The sequence below is a fragment of the Methylobacterium sp. Gmos1 genome (genome assembly GCF_053764715.1).
In genome coordinates, this window is the sequence record NZ_JBSNCC010000004.1 from 53,265 (window position 1) to 69,612 (window position 16,348).

The window sequence follows — 16,348 nt, forward strand, 5'->3', positions numbered from 1 at the left end:
GCACCCGTACATCCACGCAACCCTATGGGGCGGATTCAAACCGGATTCAGGTTAAGCTTCCGTTGCGAGGCGGATATTCGCCTTCACCCTGAGGGCCGGATTCCGGCTTAGGCGGGGCGGGGAGCGGCCTGTCAGAGGCGGGCCGCGAGGCCGGGTGTCAGCGGGCCGATGCGCAGCGGCGTCTCGCGCACCTGCCGCCACGGTCCGTCGGCCTCCTGCGCGATGGCGACGAGGCGGGGCCCGGCTTTCGTGCCGAGCGCCCCGACGAGGCGCCCGCCCGGGTTCAGGCGCTCGATCAGAGCCTGGGGCAGGTCGGCGAGCAGGCCGTTGACCAGGATGCGGTCGAAGGTGCCGGCCTCCTCCGGCGGGGCGCAGCCGTCGGCGAGGGCGACCATCGCGGCGCCGAAGCCGAGCGCGTCGAGGCGCGAGCGGGCGTTGCGGGCGAGCGTGGCGTAGCGCTCGAGGCTGACCACCTCGGCGGCGCCCAGCCGCAGCAGCAGCGCCGTGGCGTAGCCCGAGCCGGTGCCGACCTCCAGCACGCGGGCCCCTTGCGGGTTGAGCGCTGCCAGCATCGTGGCGATGACGCTCGGCGCCGTCATGGTCTGGCCGCAGGGCAGCGGCAGGGCGAGGTCGCGGCGGGCGAGGTCGCGGAAGGCGAGGGGCGCGAAGGCCTCCCGCGGCACCCGCTCCATCGCGCCGAGCACCGCGGCGTCGCGCACCCCGCGGGCGCGAAGCCCCAGCACGAAGGCCGCGGTCTCGACCGCGCCGGAGGTCGCCTCGGCGCCCTCCTGTCCGGACTCGTCCGGCGCGCCGTCCTCGCTCACGCCAGGGCCTGGGCGAAGCGCGTCAGCGTCGGCTCGTCGGTGAGGTCGAGGCGCAAGGGGGTCACCGAGATCTTGCCCTCGGCGATCGCCTTCAGGTCGGTGCCGTGGCCCGGCTCGAACCGCGCCTTGGCGAAGGCGAGCCAGAAATACGGGTTGCCGCGCCCGTCGACCCGCTCGTCGATCGAGAGCAGCGCCTGGTTGCGCACCCCTTGGGCGGCCACCGCGATGCCCTTGACGTCGTCGGGCTCGCAATCGGGGAAGTTGACGTTGACGAGGATGCCGGGCTCGATCCCGGCGTCCAGGACGCGCCGGATCACCGAGGCGCCGTGCTTGGCCGCCGTGTGCCACTTCACGTTGGCCCGCCCGCCGGCGCCGTAGGCCTGGCTCAGCGCCACCGCCTTCACGCCGAGGATCGTCGCCTCCATGGCGCCCGCGATCGTACCCGAATAGGTCACGTCCTCGGCGACGTTCTGGCCGCGGTTGACCCCCGAGAGCACGAGGTCGGGCCTGTGCTCCTTCAGGATGTGGCGGATGCCCATGATGATGCAGTCGGAGGGCGTGCCCTTGACGGCGAAGCGCTTCTCGCCGGCCTGGCGCAGGCGCAAGGGGTCGTTGAGCGACAGCGAGTGCGACACGCCGCTCTGGTCGGTCTCGGGCGCCACGACCCAGACGTCGTCCGAGAGTTGCCCGGCGATCTCCTCCAGGCAGCGCAGGCCCGGGGCGTGGATGCCGTCGTCGTTGGTGACGAGAATGCGCATCACCGGTGTCCTTCGATGCGGGTGAGGCCGCCCATGTAGGGCGCGAGGGCCGACGGGACCGTGACGCTGCCGTCGGGGTTCTGGTAGTTCTCCATCACGGCGATCAGCGCGCGGCCGACCGCGACGCCCGAGCCGTTGAGGGTGTGGACGTAAGCGACGCCCTTGCCCTCCTTCGGGCGGTAGCGCGCCTCCATCCGGCGGGCCTGGAAGTCGCCGCAGACCGAGCAGGACGAGATCTCGCGATAGGTCCTCTGCCCCGGCAGCCAGGCCTCGATGTCGTAGGTCTTGGTCGAGGCAAAGCCCATGTCGCCGGTGCACAGCGTGACGACCCGGAACGGGATGTCGAGGCGCTTGAGCACGGCTTCCGCGCAGGCGAGCATCCGCTCGTGCTCCTCGGCCGAGCGCTCGGGCGCGGTGATCGAGACGAGCTCGACCTTGCTGAACTGGTGCTGGCGCAGCATGCCGCGGGTGTCGCGACCCGCCGCCCCCGCTTCCGCCCGGAAGCAGGGGGTGAGCGCGGTGAAGCGCAAGGGCAGCTCGTCCTCGGCGAGGATCGATTCGCGCACCAGGTTGGTGAGCGGGACTTCCGCCGTCGGGATCAGCCAGCGGTTCGGCGCACCGCTCTCCTGCGCCATCTCGGGCGAGCCCTGGACCGCCGCGAACTGGTCGTCGCGGAACTTCGGCAGCTGCGCCGTCCCGAACATCGCCTCGTCGCGCACCAGAAGCGGCGGCACCACCTCGGTGTAGCCGTGCTCGCCGGTGTGCAGGTCGAGCATGAACTGGCCGAGCGCCCGCTCCAGCCGGGCGATCTGTCCCTTCAGCACCACGAAGCGCGAGCCGGAGAGCTTCGAGGCGGTCTCGAAATCCATCAGGCCCATGGCCTCGCCGAGCTCGAAGTGCTGGCGGCCTTCCTGCGCGAGACCGCGGCCCTCGAAGCGGCTCTTCTCGACGTTGTCGTGCTCGTCGCGGCCCTCCGGCACGTCCGGGCCCGGGATGTTGGGGATCGCCGACAGGCGCTCGGCAAGCGCCTTGCCGGCCGCATCGGCGGCCGCATCGAGCGCCGGCGCCTCCTCCTTCAGCCGGGCGACCTCGGCCATCAGTTCCTGCGCCCGCGCCTCGTCCTTCGCCTTCTTGGCCGCGCCGATCTCCTTCGAGAGGGCGTTGCGCTTCTCCTGGGCCGCTTGCGCCGCCGAGATCGCGGCCTTGCGCGCGTCGTCGAGGCCGATCAGCTCCTGCGAAAGCCCCTCCAGCCCGCGGCTCGTCAGGCCCTTGTCGAAGGCGGCCGGGTTGTCGCGGATGGCCCGGATGTCGTGCATGGCGCGGTCCGAATCGTTTGTCTCTGAAGGGCCGGCGAATCCGGCCGGTGACGCCCGGACGCTTTGCAGCATCGGCCCGGCGGCGACAAGGGAGGAGCCGCCCTCCCGTCCGAACGGCCCCGCTTGCAGCCGCCTGCCTCGGCGTGAGAAGAGCCCGGCGGCCGGGTGCGACACGCTTGCTCCCGGCCCGAACTTTGCAGAACTGGTCAACGCATGAACATCTTCGCCGCCTTCGAGGCCCGCATCGGCGAGGCGCTCGAGACGCTCACCCGCGCCGGCACCCTGCCGGAGGGGCTGGACCGCGCCCGCGTCGTCGTCGAGCCGCCGCGCGATCCGAGCCACGGCGACCTCGCCACCAACGCCGCCCTGGTGCTGGCAAAGGAGGCGCGCACCAATCCGAAGGCGCTGGCCGAGGCGCTGGCGGCCGACCTGCGCACCGATCCCCGCGTGACGGAGGCGAGCGTCGCCGGGCCGGGCTTCATCAACCTGCGGCTGACCCCCGAGATCTACGCCGAGGTGGTGCGGGCGGTTCTGCGCGAGGGCGAGGCCTACGGCCGCGGCGCCCCCACCCCGGGCGGCGTCAACGTCGAGTACGTCTCGGCCAACCCCACCGGGCCGATGCATGTCGGCCACGGCCGCGGCGCGGTGTTCGGCGACGCCTTGGCGAACCTCCTGATCGCCGCCGGCCGCGACGTGACGCGCGAGTACTACATCAACGATGCCGGCGCGCAGGTCGACGTGCTCGCCCGCTCGGCCTTCCTGCGCTACCGCGAGGCGCTCGGCGAGACGGTGACGATCCCGGAAGGCCTCTATCCGGGCGACTACCTCGTGCCGGTCGGGCAGGCGCTGAAGGAGAAATACGGCGACACGCTCCTCGGCCAGCCCGAGAGCGAGTGGCTGGCGCCGGTGCGCGACTTCGCCATCGACCGGATGATGGACCGCATCCGCGAGGACTTGGCGGCCATCGGGATCCACCACGACGTGTTCTTCTCCGAGCGCACCCTCCAGGGCGGCGGGAACGGCGGCGCCGTGGCGGCGCTGATCGCGGATCTTCGCGAGAAGGGCCTCGTCTACGAGGGCCGCCTGCCGCCGCCCAAGGGCCAGCTGCCGGAGGATTGGGAGGACCGCGAGCAGACGCTGTTTCGCGCCACCGCCTTCGGCGACGACATCGACCGGCCGCTGCTGAAGTCCGACGGCAGCTTCACCTACTTCGCCTCCGACATCGCCTACCACCGCTCGAAGGTCGAGCGCGGCGCCGTCGAGCTGATCGACGTGCTCGGCGCCGACCACGGCGGCTACGTCAAGCGCATGCAGGCGGCGGTCAAGGCGGTGTCGGACGGGAAGGCGGCGCTCGACGTCAAGCTGTGCCAGCTGGTGCGGCTCCTGCGCGGCGGCGAGCCGGTGAAGATGTCGAAGCGGGCGGGCGAGTTCGTCACCTTGCGCGAGGTGATCGACGAGGTCGGGCGCGACCCCGTGCGGTTCATGATGCTCTACCGCAAGAACGACGCGACGCTGGATTTCGACCTCGCCAAGGTGGTGGAGCAGTCGAAGGACAACCCGGTCTTCTACGTCCAGTACGCGCATGCCCGCGCGGCGTCGGTGTTCCGCCAGGCCCGCGAGGCGTTTCCCGATCTCGACCTGTCGCCGGAAGCCCTCGCGAAGGCCGACCTGTCGGGCCTGACCGATCCGGGCGAGATCGAGATGATGCGCCTGATCGCCCAGGTGCCGCGCGTCATCGAGGCGGCGGCGGCCGCGCACGAGCCGCACCGGGTCGCGTTCCACCTCTACGAGCTCGCCAGCGCGTTCCACAGTTTCTGGAACAAGGGCAAAGACTTGCCGCAATTACGGTTTGTTAATCAAACCGACAGAAAGTCCACCGAGGCGAGGCTGGCCCTCGTCGCTGCCCTCAAGGGCGTGGTCGCGTCCAATCTCGGGATCCTCGGCGTCGGTGCCCCCGACGAGATGCGCTGAGGGATCGGCCCGGGGACCGGAGCGCGACCGGACGTCGCGGCAGGCCGTGCGGCCAGGCCGCGACGGGACGCGAGCGATGGGATCTGACGGCCGCCCTTCCCATATCGGGAGCGGCGGCCGGTGCCGCCGAGCCGGGCCCGACGCGCGGTGAGGTGACGCGAGGGCGAACAGGATGGTGCTGCCATGACGACCAACGCTTCCCGGGTTCCCGTCGATTACGACGGCTACGAGCAGGAACGGCAGCCGGCTCCCGCCCGCCCGGGTGCGAGGCCCGATCCCCTCGCCGAGCTCGCCCGCATCGTCGGCCAGGACGACCCGTTCCGCGCCCTGCTCGAGGCCAAGGAGGCCAAGGAGGCGACCCGCGCCGCCGAGCCCCGCGGCCGCGTCGAGCCGGTGATGCCGAGCTACGGCGAGGCGCCCCCGACCGAGACCGCCCTGGCTTCCCGCAGCGAGCCGACCCTTGGGATGCCAAACCTTGGGGCGCCGATGCCGGCCCAGACGCCGGCCTCCGCCTTCAACCAGTACCTCGCCGCGGTCGAGCGCGAGACCGACTCCGAGCCGGAGGCCGCCGCTCCCGCGCCGGAGCCGACGCCCGAGCCGCGGCCGCGGGGCCGCCGGCGCATCGCCCTCGTCGGCACGGCGCTCGGCATCGTCGCGGCCTCGATCGGCGGCGCGCTGACCTGGAAGGCGTTCCACCACAGCCGCTCCGGCGCGCCGATCCTGGTGGTGGCCGACCAGACGCCGCTGAAGGTGGCGCCGCAGAATGCCGGCGGCGTCGAGATCCCGGACCAGAACAAGCAGATCTACGAGCGCACCGCGACCGCACCGGCCAAGGACGGCCAGATCCGCATCGTCAACCGCGAGGAGCAGCCCCTCGACGTGAAGCAGGCGGCCCGCTCGCTCGCCGCCGAGGCCGGCGCGTCGGCGGCCCCCGCCACCCCGGGCAACGCGCTGACCGAATCCCTCGGCGAGCCGCGCCGGGTGCGCACCGTCTCCGTCCGGCCCGAGCCGTCGCCGGCCGAGGCGCAGCGCGCGGCCCAGGCCGCCGCGCAGGCGCAGGCCGCCCAGGCGCCGGCGGCCTCGCCGATCCCGACCATGACCCTGCCGAGCGAGGCGACGGGCTCGACTCCGGCGCCGGTCACCCCGCGCGGCCCGCGCACCATCTCGACGGCGCCTGCCGCCCGCACCCCGGTCGCCGAGGCGCCCGCCGCCGAGACCCCGCCCCCCGAATCGCCCCGGGTAAAGCCGGTGCAGCGCGTCGCCTCCGCCGAGGCGCCGTCCACCACCCAGGCGGTGCCGGCGTCCCAGGCGCCGGTCGGCGGCTTCTCGGTGCAGCTCTCGGTGCGCGCCACCGAGAAGGAGGCGGAGGTCGCGTTCCGCCAGGCCCAGGAGCGCTACGGCGCCGTGCTCGGCGGGCAGTCGCCGCTGATCCGCCAGGCCGAGGTCAACGGCAAGTCGATCTACCGCGTCCGCGTCGGGCCGATGGCGAAGGACAGCGCCGACGGCCTGTGCGGCAAGCTCAAGGCCGCGGGCGCCGCCTGCTTCGTCGCCAAGAACTGAGTGCCGGAGCAGTCCGAGCCGCGAAGAATCGCGGCTCGGATCGTCCGGGTACCCGGCGGGACTGCCGCGCGGCGGCAGCGATCGTCAGGGCGGGCGCCCGAATTCCGACCCGCCTGTGTCGTCCCGCCGACAGTCGCGGGTCGGCGAATCGCCTAGATTCTCCGCTCTTTTCCGCTTGCGATTCCCGCGTGTCGGCGTCCGCATGGGCGCCGGGCGGGAGCGTACGACCCTGTCCTCCCTCTCCAACCGACGAGAGCCGCCGTCGATGACCCTCGCCCTGATCCTCGGCTGCGCCGGCCCGATCCTGAGCCCCGAGGAGGCCGCCTTCTTCCGCGCGGTGCAGCCCTGGGGCTTCATCCTGTTCAAGCGCAACGTCGAGACGCCGGCGCAGGTCCGCGCCCTGACGGCGGCGCTCCGCGAGACCGTCGGCCGGGCCGATGCCCCGATCCTGATCGACCAGGAGGGCGGGCGGGTGCAGCGCATGACGCGGCCGCACTGGCAGCCCTACCCGTCCGGCCGGGCCTACTTTCGCGCCGGCGGCCCGGAGGCCGGCCCGGCGCTGGCCCATCTCGGCGCCCGCCTGATGGCGCACGACCTCGCCGAGGTCGGCATCAACGTCGATTGCGCCCCGGTCCTCGACGTGCCGGTGCCGGGCGCCCACGACGTCATCGGCGACCGGGCCTACGGCACCGATCCGGCGGTGGTCGCGGCCTTCGGGCGGGCGGTGGCCGAGGGGCTGATGGCCGGCGGCGTGCTGCCGGTGGTCAAGCACATGCCCGGTCACGGCCGCGCCGGCGCCGACAGCCACCACGCCCTGCCGGTGGTGGAGGCGAGCCTCGACGACCTCGACGCCCACGATTTCCGTCCCTTCCGGGCGCTCGCCGACCTGCCGATGGCGATGTCGGCCCACGTGGTGTTCCGCGCCCTCGACCCGGACAGCCCGGCCACCACCTCGGCCACGATCATCCGCGAGATCGTGCGCGGCCGCATAGGGTTCGACGGCCTGCTAATGACCGACGATTTGTCGATGAACGCCCTGTCGGGCAGCTTCCGGGATCGCGCCGCCGCCGCCTTCCGGGCCGGCTGCGACATCGGCCTGCACTGCAACGGCGTCCGGGCCGAGATGGAGGAGGTCGTCGCGGCCGCCCCCGTCCTCGCCGGCGAGGCCCTGCGCCGGGCGGACAGCGCGCTCGCCCGCCTGACTCCCGCCGCCCCGGCCTTCGACCCGGCCGAGGCCCGCGCCCGCCTGGATGCCGGGCTCGCCGCCGCTGCCTGAGATGGCGGACGGCTTCGTCGACGGCATGCCGCAGGCCGCCGAGGGCGCGGCCTTCGTGGTCGACGTCGACGGTTTCGAGGGCCCCCTCGACCTGCTGCTCGAACTGGCACGGCGCCAGAAGGTCGACCTCGCCCGGATCTCGATCCTGGCGCTGGTCGAGCAGTACCTCGCCTTCATCGACGAGGCGCGCCGCCTGCGGCTGGAGCTGGCGGCGGATTACCTGGTGATGGCGGCCTGGCTCGCCTACCTGAAGTCGCGCCTGCTGCTGCCGGCCCCACCCCGGGGTCCCGAGCCCGCCGCCGACGATCTCGCCGAGGCCCTGAGCCTGCGGCTGCGCCGCCTCGAGGCGATCCGCGCCGCCGCCGCGATGCTCGCCGGGCGCTCCCAGCTCGGGCGTGACGTGTTCGGCCGCGGCGCCGTCCCGCCGGAGCCCATCGTCACCGCGCCGGGTGCCCTTGCGGTCACCCTGCACGACCTGATCGCGGCTTACGCCCGCCAGCGCCAGGAGCAGGCGCGGGCGCAGGTGACGCTGCCGCCGCGCAGCGTGTGGTCCCTGGTCGACGCCCGCGCCGCGCTGGAGCGGCTGGTCGGCCCGCGGGACGACTGGACCGACCTCGATTCCTGCCTCGCCCGGTACCTCGCCGACCCCGGGCGCCGCGCCACCGTGCGCGCCTCCTCGCTCTCGGCCGTGCTGGAGCTCGCCCGCGAGGGCCAGATCCTGCTGCGCCAGGACAAGCCCTTCGCGCCGATCCAGATCCGCGCCGCCGGAGGCTGAGCCCGCGTGGCGAAGACCACTCCCCCGCCTCCCCCCTCCGAGGCCGCCCGCCTCGCCGAGGCGCTGATCTTCAGCGCGCCCGCGCCCCTCTCCGAGGCCGACCTCGCCGCCCGGCTGCCGACCGGGACCGACGTGTCGTCGGTGCTCGCCGAGATCGCGCGTACTTACGCGCCCCGGGGGATCACGCTCGCGCGGGTGGCCGGCGGCTACGCCTTCCGCACCGCGCCCGACCTCGCCCCCGCCCTGCGCGGCGGCGTGCCGGAGCCGCGAAAACTGTCGCGGGCCGCCCTCGAGACGCTCGCCATCGTCGCCTACCACCAGCCGGTGACCCGGGCCGAGATCGAGGAGATCCGCGGCGTCACCACCTCGAAGGGCTCGCTCGATCTGCTGCTCGAGACCGGCTGGGTGCGCCTGCGCGGCCGGCGCCGCAGCCCGGGGCGGCCGGTGACCTACGGCACCACCCCGGCCTTCCTCGATCATTTCGGCCTCGACGCCGTCTCGGACCTGCCCGGCCTGGAGGAACTGAAGGGCCTCGGGCTGATCGAGGGACGGCTGCCCGCCGGCTTCCGGGTGCCCCAGCCGGGCGGCGCGGGCGGGCCGGACGAGGATCCCCTGGAGGATCCAAAACAGGATCCGCCGGCGCCCGGCGACGCCGCGGCGGGCTGAAATCCCGGGTGGGGCATTCCGCCGGCCCCCGAGGAAACGCTTGTTTTCGCCTCCCGCCGTCCTTACGTTCCGGCCGCACCGCAGGCGCTCGGGTCGCCGTTGGGCCTGCGGGATCAGAGGTTTGGGGCGTCCACGGCGCCCCGCGAGAGTGCCGCAGCGGCGTGAGACGCTGCGCAGGAGAGAACCATGGGCGGCGCGAGTATCTGGCACTGGATCGTCGTCGGCGTGATCATCATGCTGCTGTTCGGGCGCGGCAAGGTGTCCGACCTGATGGGCGATGTCGCCAAGGGCATCAAGGCCTTCAAGAAGGGCATGGCCGACGAGGATCAGGCCCCGACCACGACGGCGCAGGTGCCCCACGCGCAGGTCCCGCCGGTGCAGGTGGCCCCGCCGGTGGTGCACCCGACCCCGGTCCAGCCGGTTCACGTGCCGCCGGCTCCCGTCGCGCCGACGCATGTGCCGACCGCGCAGATGCCGCCGGTCGGAACCACCGAGCCGAACGTCGACCGCAAGGTCGGCTGAGCGGTCCCTCGAAGATCATCCCCGCGAGGAGCGCGTGGCATCCGGCCCGGCTCCGCGCCTCCGCGCTCCTTGCAGGGCATCCCGGCAGGCCATCCCGCCCCTCGTCGCCGGCCGCCGGCAACCGTGCGGGAACCTGCTGCGGGAACCTGCTGACGGTGACTGGCGCCGGCGCACCGGCGTGCTAGACAGCCCGCGCGAGGCGCCCGCACAACAGTCGCGCCGCGCGAGTAGCAGGGCCGTTTCGCCATGTTCGATATGAGTTGGGGCGAGGTGATGCTGATCGGCGGCGTCGCGCTCGTCGTCATCGGCCCCAAGGACCTGCCCAAGGCCCTGCGCACCGTCGGCCAGGTCACCGCCCGGCTCAAGCGCATGGCCGGCGAGTTCCAGAGCCAGTTCAGCGAGGCGATGCGCGAGGCGGAGCTCGACGAGGTCCGCCGCGAGGTCGAGGGCATCAACCGCAGCGTCTCGTCGGCGACCGCGACCGGCTTCAACCCGGTCCAGACCATCCGCAACGAGATCAAGGGCGCCGTCGACGGCGTGCCCAAGCCCGCGACGACGGCACTGCCGGGCACCGACCCTCTCCCGTCGGAATCCTTTGCGGCACTGCCGGAGCCCGCTCACCCGGTCGATCCCGCTGCACCGCCGGCCTACCCGCAGCCCGAGCCCGCGGCCGAGAAGCCGTCGGTCTCGGCGCTCGCCGCCGCGACCGCGCAGCTCAAGGCCGACGCGGCCCGCGCCGCGCCCGCCTCCTCCACCCCCCACGACACCGCCAGCACGGGCCCGACCGCATGATCACCGAGGCCGATGAAGCCGAGATCGAGGCCTCGCGCGCACCCCTGATCGAGCACCTGATCGAGCTGCGCTCGCGGCTGATCAAGTCGCTGCTCGCCTTCGGGGTGATGTTTTTCGTCTGCTTCTTCTTCGCGCAGCACATCTACAACATCCTCGTCCACCCCTATGTCAGCGTGGTGGGGGCCGAGAAGGCGCGGCTGATCGCGACCCATTTCCTCGAGCAGGTGTTCACTAACATCAAGCTCAGCGTGTTCGGCGCCGGCTTCCTGTCCTTCCCGGTCGTCGCCACCCAGCTCTACGCCTTCGTGGCGCCGGGCCTGTACCGCAACGAGCGCCGGGCCTTCCTGCCCTACCTCGTCGCCACGCCGATCTTCTTCCTGCTCGGCGCCCTCGTCGTCTACTTCCTGGCGATGCCGCTGCTGATCCGGTTCTCGGTCAGCCTGCAGCAGATCGGCCAGCCCGGCGAGGCCACGATCGAGCTCCTGCCGAAGGTGGACGAGTACCTCTCGCTCATCATGACGCTGATCTTCGCCTTCGGGATCGCGTTCCAGCTGCCGGTGATCCTGACCCTGCTGGGCCAGATCGGGCTGATCGACTCGAAGTTCCTGAAGGAGCGCCGCCGCTACGCGATCGTGCTGGTCTTCGTCGCCGCCGCGGTGCTGACCCCGCCGGACGTGATCAGCCAGCTCTCGCTCGCGATCCCGATGCTGCTCCTCTACGAGGCGTCGATCGTCTCGGTCCGGGCGATGGAGAAGCGCCGCGAGCGGGACCGGGCGGCGGAGGACGCGGCGGGGGAGTAGGGCTCTGCCCTCTCCTTTCCCCCGAGGATATCGTGCCACCACCCGGTCATCCCGGGACCGCGAAGCGGGATCCGGGATGACGCGGAGGGTTTCGTAAAACCCCGCGGCCAGTCTCAGCCCCCGGCGCCGGCCGGCTCGACCTCCTCCAGTTCCCCCTCCATCCGCGCCGCCAGCTCGAAGAACCGCCGCCGCACCTCGCCGGCGTAGGGGTTCTCGCGCTCGATCGCGTGGTAGACCTCCGGCGCGTCGTGCCGGACCATGCCGACGGCCTGCATCACCAGGTCGAAGCTGCGGGTGGTCATCCGGGTCGGCAGCGGCTCCATCGCCACCAGCACCTTGGCGATCAGGTGGGTCAGGCCCTGCACCGCCGCCGCCTCGCGGTCATGCGCCTCCGGCGTGGTCAGGATCACCGTGAGCCCGAGGGCCCGGCGCAGGAAGACGCCGACTTCCACGCCCCGGTCGCCGCGCACCGGGCAGACCGCGATCTTGAGCCCGCGCAGGCCGTCCCGCGCGCTCTGCGGCCCGAACAGCGGGTGGGTCGCGACGATGTCGACGCAAGGCGGCAGGCCGGCGCGCATGATCTCGGCCGGCCGCACCTTCACCGAGCCGACATCGAGGACGAGGGCGCCCGGCCGCAGGTGCGGGGCAACCTTTCGCACCACCTCGGCGAGGGTCGGGACGGGCGTCGCCAGGATCACCACCGGGCAGCCGGCGGCCTCGTCCAGGCCGCACGCGTCGACCCCTGCCGCCGCGAAGGCGGCAGCGGGCGCGAAGGGGTCGTGGACGCAAAGCGTGAAGAACGGGGCCAGATGCGCGGCGACGAGGCGCCCGAAGGCGCCAAAACCGATCAGGCCGAGGGCGGGGAGCGGGATGGGAGAGGACGGCACGGGAGACCTCGGAGCGGGGGCGAGGTCGGCGGGCCTGGATTTCCTCGGAAAGCCCCAACCGCCGACACGTCGCAGCGGTTGAGAGAGATGACGAGCACTCCGCCGCTAGGTGCGCGGCGAATAATACAGTCCGGTCGGGAGGGCGCTGGTCATGGCCGAGCCTGTAGCGCTGTCCTACCCGGGCGGTCAATCAGAACTCGATGCCCTCCTGCGCCTTCACCCCGGCGGCGAAGTGGTGCTTCACCTGCCCCATCTCGGTGACGAGGTCGGCTGCCGCGACCAGCTCCGGCTTGGCGTTGCGGCCCGTCACCACGACGTGCAGGTCCGGTCGGCGCCGGCTCAACGCCGCCACCACCTCGTGGAGCGGCAGGTAGTCGTAGCGCAGCGCGATGTTGAGCTCGTCGAGGATCAGGAGCCGGATCGCCGGATCGGCCATCAGCGCCTCGGTCCTCGCCCAGGCGGCGCGGGCCGCCGCCACGTCGCGGTCGCGGTCCTGGGTCTCCCAGGTGAAGCCCTCCCCCATCGTGTGCCACGCGACCTGGTCGCCGAACCGCTCCAGCGCGAAGCGCTCGCCGGTCTCCCAGGCGCCCTTGATGTACTGCACGACCCCGACCCGCCAGCCGCGGCCCAAGGCCCGCAGCATCAGCCCGAAGGCGGCGGTCGACTTGCCCTTGCCGGGGCCGGTATGGACGATGAGCAGGCCCTTCTCGATCGTCTTGCCCGCGACCTCGGCGTCCTGCACCGCCTTGCGCTTCTCCATCTTGGCGCGGTGGCGCGCCGCCTCGTCGTCGCTCATGGCGTGTCTCCCTTGAGGATCATCGGCAGGCCGGCCACCACCAGCACCACCCGGTCGGCGATGGCCGCGAGCCGCTGGTGCAGCCGCCCGGCCTCGTCGCGGAACCGGCGGGCGAGCGCGTTCTCCGGCACGATGCCGAATCCCACCTCGTTCGAGACCAGTACGAGCGGCCCGGCCGCCAACCGGCAGGCCTCCACCAGTGCGTCGATCTCGGCCTCGAGGTCGGCCTCGTCATCCAGCATCGCGTTCGTCAGCCACAGGGTCAGGCAATCGACCAGCACCGGCCGGCCCGTCGGCGCCCGGCCGATCGCCGCCGGCAGATCGCGCGGCGCGTCGACCGTCTCCCACGGCAAAGGCCGGCGGGCGCGGTGCTCGGCGATGCGCGCGCGCATCTCGCCGTCGAAGGCTTGCGCGGTCGCGACGTAGCGCCAGGGCCCCGGCAGGGCCTCGATCAGCGCTTCGGCGTAGCGGCTCTTGCCCGAGCGGGCGCCGCCCAGCACCAGGGTCAGGCGCGGGGCGGCGCGAATCGGATCCGGCACTCGGCCCTCCTGTGCGGAAATCTCGGCGCCGGAGGTGTCGCGGCAGGCGGCACCGATTGCAAGCGCGCAGGCGACCGGCTAGGGTCGCGCACGACGGTGCCTCGGCGACGAGGTGAAAAGGGAACGCGGGAGCCGGGTTTCGTCCGGTACGCCGCGGCTGCCCCCGCAACTGTGAGCGGTCGCACACGGTCCGCCATCGGCCACTGGAGCGATCCGGGAAGGCGGTGGGCCGGCAGGAAGCCGCGAGCCAGGAGACCTGCCGTCACCCCTTTCTCTCGACGCCGCCGGTGGGGCGGCAGGAGTTCGTCATGGTCGCGATCACCCGGTCCCTCTCCCCCGCGCTCGTCGGCGAGCGCCTGAGCGCCGTCCTCCTGGCCGCCACGCTCGGCATCGGGCTCCTGTTCGTCTCCGGCTTCGCACCCGTGGTCGCCCTGCACAACGCCGCGCACGACTGGCGCCACGCCCACAACTTCCCCTGCCACTGACCGGGGCCTGACCCTCGTCGAGCCGCGCGGCCTGCGCCCCGAGGGGCCGCGGGCCCGCGGCGCTTTGGTCGTGCAGGAAACGCTCCCATGACGAAACGTCTGCTCGCCGCGGCCCTGGTCGCCGGCTTTCTCGCCGCGTGCGTGACTTCGCTGCTGCAATTCGCCCTCACCTCGCCGCTGATCCTCGCGGCGGAGAAGTACGAGACGGCGGAGAGCCCCGCCCCCACCCGCGTCTCCGCCAACCCGCTGATCGTGCTGGCCCATGCCGGCCACGGCTCTGCCGGGCACGACCACGGCGGCGAGCCGCAATGGCAGCCGGCCCCCGGCCTGCCGCGCCTCGCCTTCACGGCGCTCGCCACCCTGGTGAGCGGCGTCGGCTACGCGCTGCTGCTCGGTGCCGTGCTGGTCGCGGCCGGCCGCGAGGTCACGCCCGCCGAGGCGCTGCGCTTCGCCATCGGCGGCTTCCTCGCCGCCAGCCTCGCGCCGGCGGTGGGGCTGCCGCCGGAACTGCCCGGCACCGCGGCCGCCGCCCTCGAGTCGCGCCAGCTCTGGTGGGTGGCGACCGCGCTCGCCACGGCCCTCGGCCTCTACCTGGTGGCGATCCGCCGCGGGCCGGCCGCGATCGCTGTCGGCCTCGCGCTCATCGTCACGCCGCACGCCTGGGGCGCTCCGCACGGGCCCGAGGAGATCTCGGCGATGCCTCCGGTCTACGCGGCGCAGTTCGCCGCCCGGTCGCTGGCGGTCGCCTTCGCGTTCTGGGCGGTGCTCGGCCTCGCCTTCGGCTGGGCCTGGGGTGCCGTCGCCGGGACGAGGGGCGCCGCGCGCCGCAGCGAGGTCGCCGCGTGAACGAGCCGATCCCCTCCGACATCTGCACCCTCTACGTCTGCACCACCTGCCGCGACGCCGCCGACCCGGCGGACGGTCCGCGCGCCGGCGCCCGCCTGCACGAGGCGCTGACGCGGGCGCTCGCGGCCCGGCCCGGCGCGGCCGTGCGGATCGAGCCGGTCGAATGCCTGTCGGTCTGCAAGCGGCCCTGCACGGTCGCTGTCGCGAGCCCCGGCCGCTGGACCTACGTCTACGGCGACCTCGACCCCACGATTTCCCCCGAGGTCATCCTCGACGGCGTCGGCCTCTATGCCGGGACCCCGGACGGTATCGTGCCCTGGCGCGAGCGTCCGCAGGAATTCCGCAAGGGCGTCGTCGCCCGCCTCCCTCCCGCGCCGGTTCACACATGACCATCCTCAACAAGATCCCCTGCACCATCGTCACGGGCTTCCTCGGCGCCGGCAAGACGACGCTGGTGCGCCACGCCGTCGAGCACAACGACGGCCGGCGGCTCGCGATCATCGTCAACGAGTTCGGCGATGTCGGCTTCGACGGGTCGCTGCTCGCCGAGTGCGGCATCCCGGGCTGCGACGCCGACGCGGTGGTGGAGCTGCCGAACGGCTGCATCTGCTGCACCGTCGCCGACGACTTCGTGCCGGCGCTCAATAAGCTCCTCGACCGGCCCGAGCCGCCGGAGCACATCCTGATCGAGACCTCCGGCCTCGCGTTGCCCAAGCCCCTGGTCCAGGCCTTCAACTGGCCGGCGATCCGCTCGCGGGTGACCGTCGACGGCGTGGTGGCGGTGGTCGACGGCCCTGCGGTAGCCTCGGGCGCCTTCGCGGACGATCCCGACGCGATGGCCGCGCAAGCCGCGGCCGATGCCAGCGTCGAGCACGAGAACCCGCTCGAGGAGGTGTTCGAGGACCAGCTCCTCTGCGCCGACCTCGTGGTGATGAACAAGTCCGACCTCCTCGACGAGGGCGAGCGGGCCCGCGTCCGTGCCGAGGTCGAGGCGCACCTGCCGCGCGCGGTCAAGCTCGTCGAGACCGCCCACGGCGCTCTCGATCCCCGCGTGCTGCTCGGCCTCGGCGCCGCGGCGGAGTACGATCTCGCCGCCCGGCCCTCGCACCACGAGACCGAGGAGGACCACGACCACGACGATTTCGAGAGCGTCGCGCTCCCCGTGAAGGCCGCCGGCTCGCCCGACGACCTCGCCGCCCGCGTCGCCAAGGCCGCCGAGGTGGCGGGGGTCCTGCGGATCAAGGGCTTCTGCGCCGTCGCCGACAAGCCGATGCGCCTCGTCGTCCAGGGCGTCGGCCGCCGCGTCGCGCACCATTACGACCGGCCCTGGCGTCCGGGCGAGCACCGGGACGGGACGCTGGTGGTGATCGGGCTCACCGGGTTCGACAAGGAGGCGGTGGCGGCGGCGCTGAAGGGCTGAGGGCTCGAACGCCCGGGTCGAGTGCATTCCCCCGCCTCCGCGACAGATCCCGGGCTTGCCCGGGATCTGGGCACCGTCTTGGTCGGCGGGTGGTGGACATTATATCGTCCAAGTC

18 protein-coding genes and 1 riboswitch are annotated in these 16,348 nt (G+C 73.0%); of the genes, 12 read left to right on the plus strand and 6 right to left on the minus strand.

All coding sequences use genetic code 11. From position 1 onward, the window contains the following. Nucleotides 1-131 precede the first annotated feature (131 nt). From ACS5PV_RS09345 to serS, 3 genes are read right to left on the minus strand one after another with little or no spacing between them, the layout of a single operon-like run. Nucleotides 132-824 carry a protein-L-isoaspartate O-methyltransferase family protein gene (locus ACS5PV_RS09345; protein WP_455395068.1) on the minus strand — a complete coding sequence of 231 codons (693 nt, stop codon included), beginning with the start codon at nt 822-824 and terminating at the stop codon, nt 132-134. Beyond that, a complete protein-coding gene (gene surE, locus ACS5PV_RS09350) occupies nt 821-1,582 on the minus strand; it encodes a 5'/3'-nucleotidase SurE (protein ID WP_455395069.1) in 762 nt (253 codons plus the stop codon). Before surE ends, ACS5PV_RS09345 begins: the two co-directional genes overlap by 4 nt. Beyond that, entirely contained in the window at nt 1,582-2,898 is a 1,317-nt protein-coding gene (serS, locus tag ACS5PV_RS09355; protein ID WP_455395070.1) for a serine--tRNA ligase, read from the minus strand. Before serS ends, surE begins: the two co-directional genes overlap by 1 nt. A gap of 213 nt (nt 2,899-3,111) precedes the next feature. Here serS and argS point away from each other — a divergent pair, with 213 nt between their 5' ends. The 8 genes from argS (at nt 3,112) to tatC (ending at nt 11,260) form a co-directional block, all read left to right on the plus strand. After that, entirely contained in the window at nt 3,112-4,869 is a 1,758-nt protein-coding gene (gene argS / locus ACS5PV_RS09360; RefSeq protein ID WP_455395071.1) for an arginine--tRNA ligase, read from the plus strand. Between the two features lie 183 nt (nt 4,870-5,052). Further along, nucleotides 5,053-6,429, plus strand: a complete 1,377-nt coding sequence (locus tag ACS5PV_RS09365; RefSeq protein ID WP_455395072.1) for an SPOR domain-containing protein — start codon at nt 5,053-5,055, stop codon at nt 6,427-6,429. 265 nt (nt 6,430-6,694) lie between these two features. Beyond that, the gene (gene nagZ, locus ACS5PV_RS09370) at nt 6,695-7,705 is read left to right on the plus strand and encodes a beta-N-acetylhexosaminidase (RefSeq protein WP_455395073.1); all 1,011 of its coding nucleotides are present in this window, start codon (nt 6,695-6,697) and stop codon (nt 7,703-7,705) included. Nucleotide 7,706: 1 nt separating this feature from the next. After that, a complete protein-coding gene (locus ACS5PV_RS09375) occupies nt 7,707-8,480 on the plus strand; it encodes a segregation and condensation protein A (protein ID WP_455395074.1) in 774 nt (257 codons plus the stop codon). A gap of 6 nt (nt 8,481-8,486) precedes the next feature. Next, nucleotides 8,487-9,146, plus strand: coding sequence for an SMC-Scp complex subunit ScpB (gene scpB / locus ACS5PV_RS09380; protein WP_455395075.1), 660 nt, complete (start codon nt 8,487-8,489; stop codon nt 9,144-9,146). A gap of 186 nt (nt 9,147-9,332) precedes the next feature. Continuing rightward, on the plus strand, nt 9,333-9,668 hold the full coding sequence (locus tag ACS5PV_RS09385; RefSeq protein ID WP_455395076.1) for a twin-arginine translocase TatA/TatE family subunit: 336 nt from the start codon (nt 9,333-9,335) through the stop codon (nt 9,666-9,668). Nucleotides 9,669-9,914: 246 nt separating this feature from the next. Then, a complete protein-coding gene (tatB, locus tag ACS5PV_RS09390) occupies nt 9,915-10,460 on the plus strand; it encodes a Sec-independent protein translocase protein TatB (RefSeq protein WP_455395077.1) in 546 nt (181 codons plus the stop codon). After that, a complete protein-coding gene (tatC, locus tag ACS5PV_RS09395; protein ID WP_455395078.1) occupies nt 10,457-11,260 on the plus strand; it encodes a twin-arginine translocase subunit TatC in 804 nt (267 codons plus the stop codon). Before tatB ends, tatC begins: the two co-directional genes overlap by 4 nt. Before the next feature lie 113 nt (nt 11,261-11,373). Here tatC and ACS5PV_RS09400 read toward each other — a convergent pair whose 3' ends face one another. The 3 genes from ACS5PV_RS09400 to cobU form a co-directional block, all read right to left on the minus strand. Next, nucleotides 11,374-12,147, minus strand: a complete 774-nt coding sequence (locus ACS5PV_RS09400; protein ID WP_455395079.1) for a prephenate dehydrogenase/arogenate dehydrogenase family protein — start codon at nt 12,145-12,147, stop codon at nt 11,374-11,376. Nucleotides 12,148-12,337: 190 nt separating this feature from the next. Continuing rightward, entirely contained in the window at nt 12,338-12,943 is a 606-nt protein-coding gene (cobO, locus tag ACS5PV_RS09405) for a cob(I)yrinic acid a,c-diamide adenosyltransferase (RefSeq protein WP_455395080.1), read from the minus strand. Next, complete coding sequence (cobU, locus tag ACS5PV_RS09410; RefSeq protein WP_455395531.1) at nt 12,940-13,452, minus strand: bifunctional adenosylcobinamide kinase/adenosylcobinamide-phosphate guanylyltransferase; 513 nt, start codon at nt 13,450-13,452, stop codon at nt 12,940-12,942. Before cobU ends, cobO begins: the two co-directional genes overlap by 4 nt. Nucleotides 13,453-13,559: 107 nt before the next feature. Then, nucleotides 13,560-13,760: riboswitch (cobalamin riboswitch) on the plus strand. A gap of 30 nt (nt 13,761-13,790) precedes the next feature. On the opposite strand from cobU, the gene ACS5PV_RS09415 reads away from it, so the two are divergent. The 4 genes from ACS5PV_RS09415 (at nt 13,791) to cobW (ending at nt 16,233) form a co-directional block, all read left to right on the plus strand. Further along, nucleotides 13,791-13,967, plus strand: a complete 177-nt coding sequence (locus tag ACS5PV_RS09415) for a CbtB domain-containing protein (RefSeq protein WP_093571268.1) — start codon at nt 13,791-13,793, stop codon at nt 13,965-13,967. An 87-nt stretch (nt 13,968-14,054) separates the two neighbouring features. Beyond that, entirely contained in the window at nt 14,055-14,813 is a 759-nt protein-coding gene (locus ACS5PV_RS09420) for a CbtA family protein (protein ID WP_455395081.1), read from the plus strand. Next, entirely contained in the window at nt 14,810-15,202 is a 393-nt protein-coding gene (locus ACS5PV_RS09425) for a DUF1636 family protein (RefSeq protein ID WP_455395082.1), read from the plus strand. Before ACS5PV_RS09420 ends, ACS5PV_RS09425 begins: the two co-directional genes overlap by 4 nt. Continuing rightward, nucleotides 15,199-16,233, plus strand: coding sequence for a cobalamin biosynthesis protein CobW (cobW, locus tag ACS5PV_RS09430; protein ID WP_455395083.1), 1,035 nt, complete (start codon nt 15,199-15,201; stop codon nt 16,231-16,233). Before ACS5PV_RS09425 ends, cobW begins: the two co-directional genes overlap by 4 nt. Nucleotides 16,234-16,348: the final 115 nt, after the last annotated feature.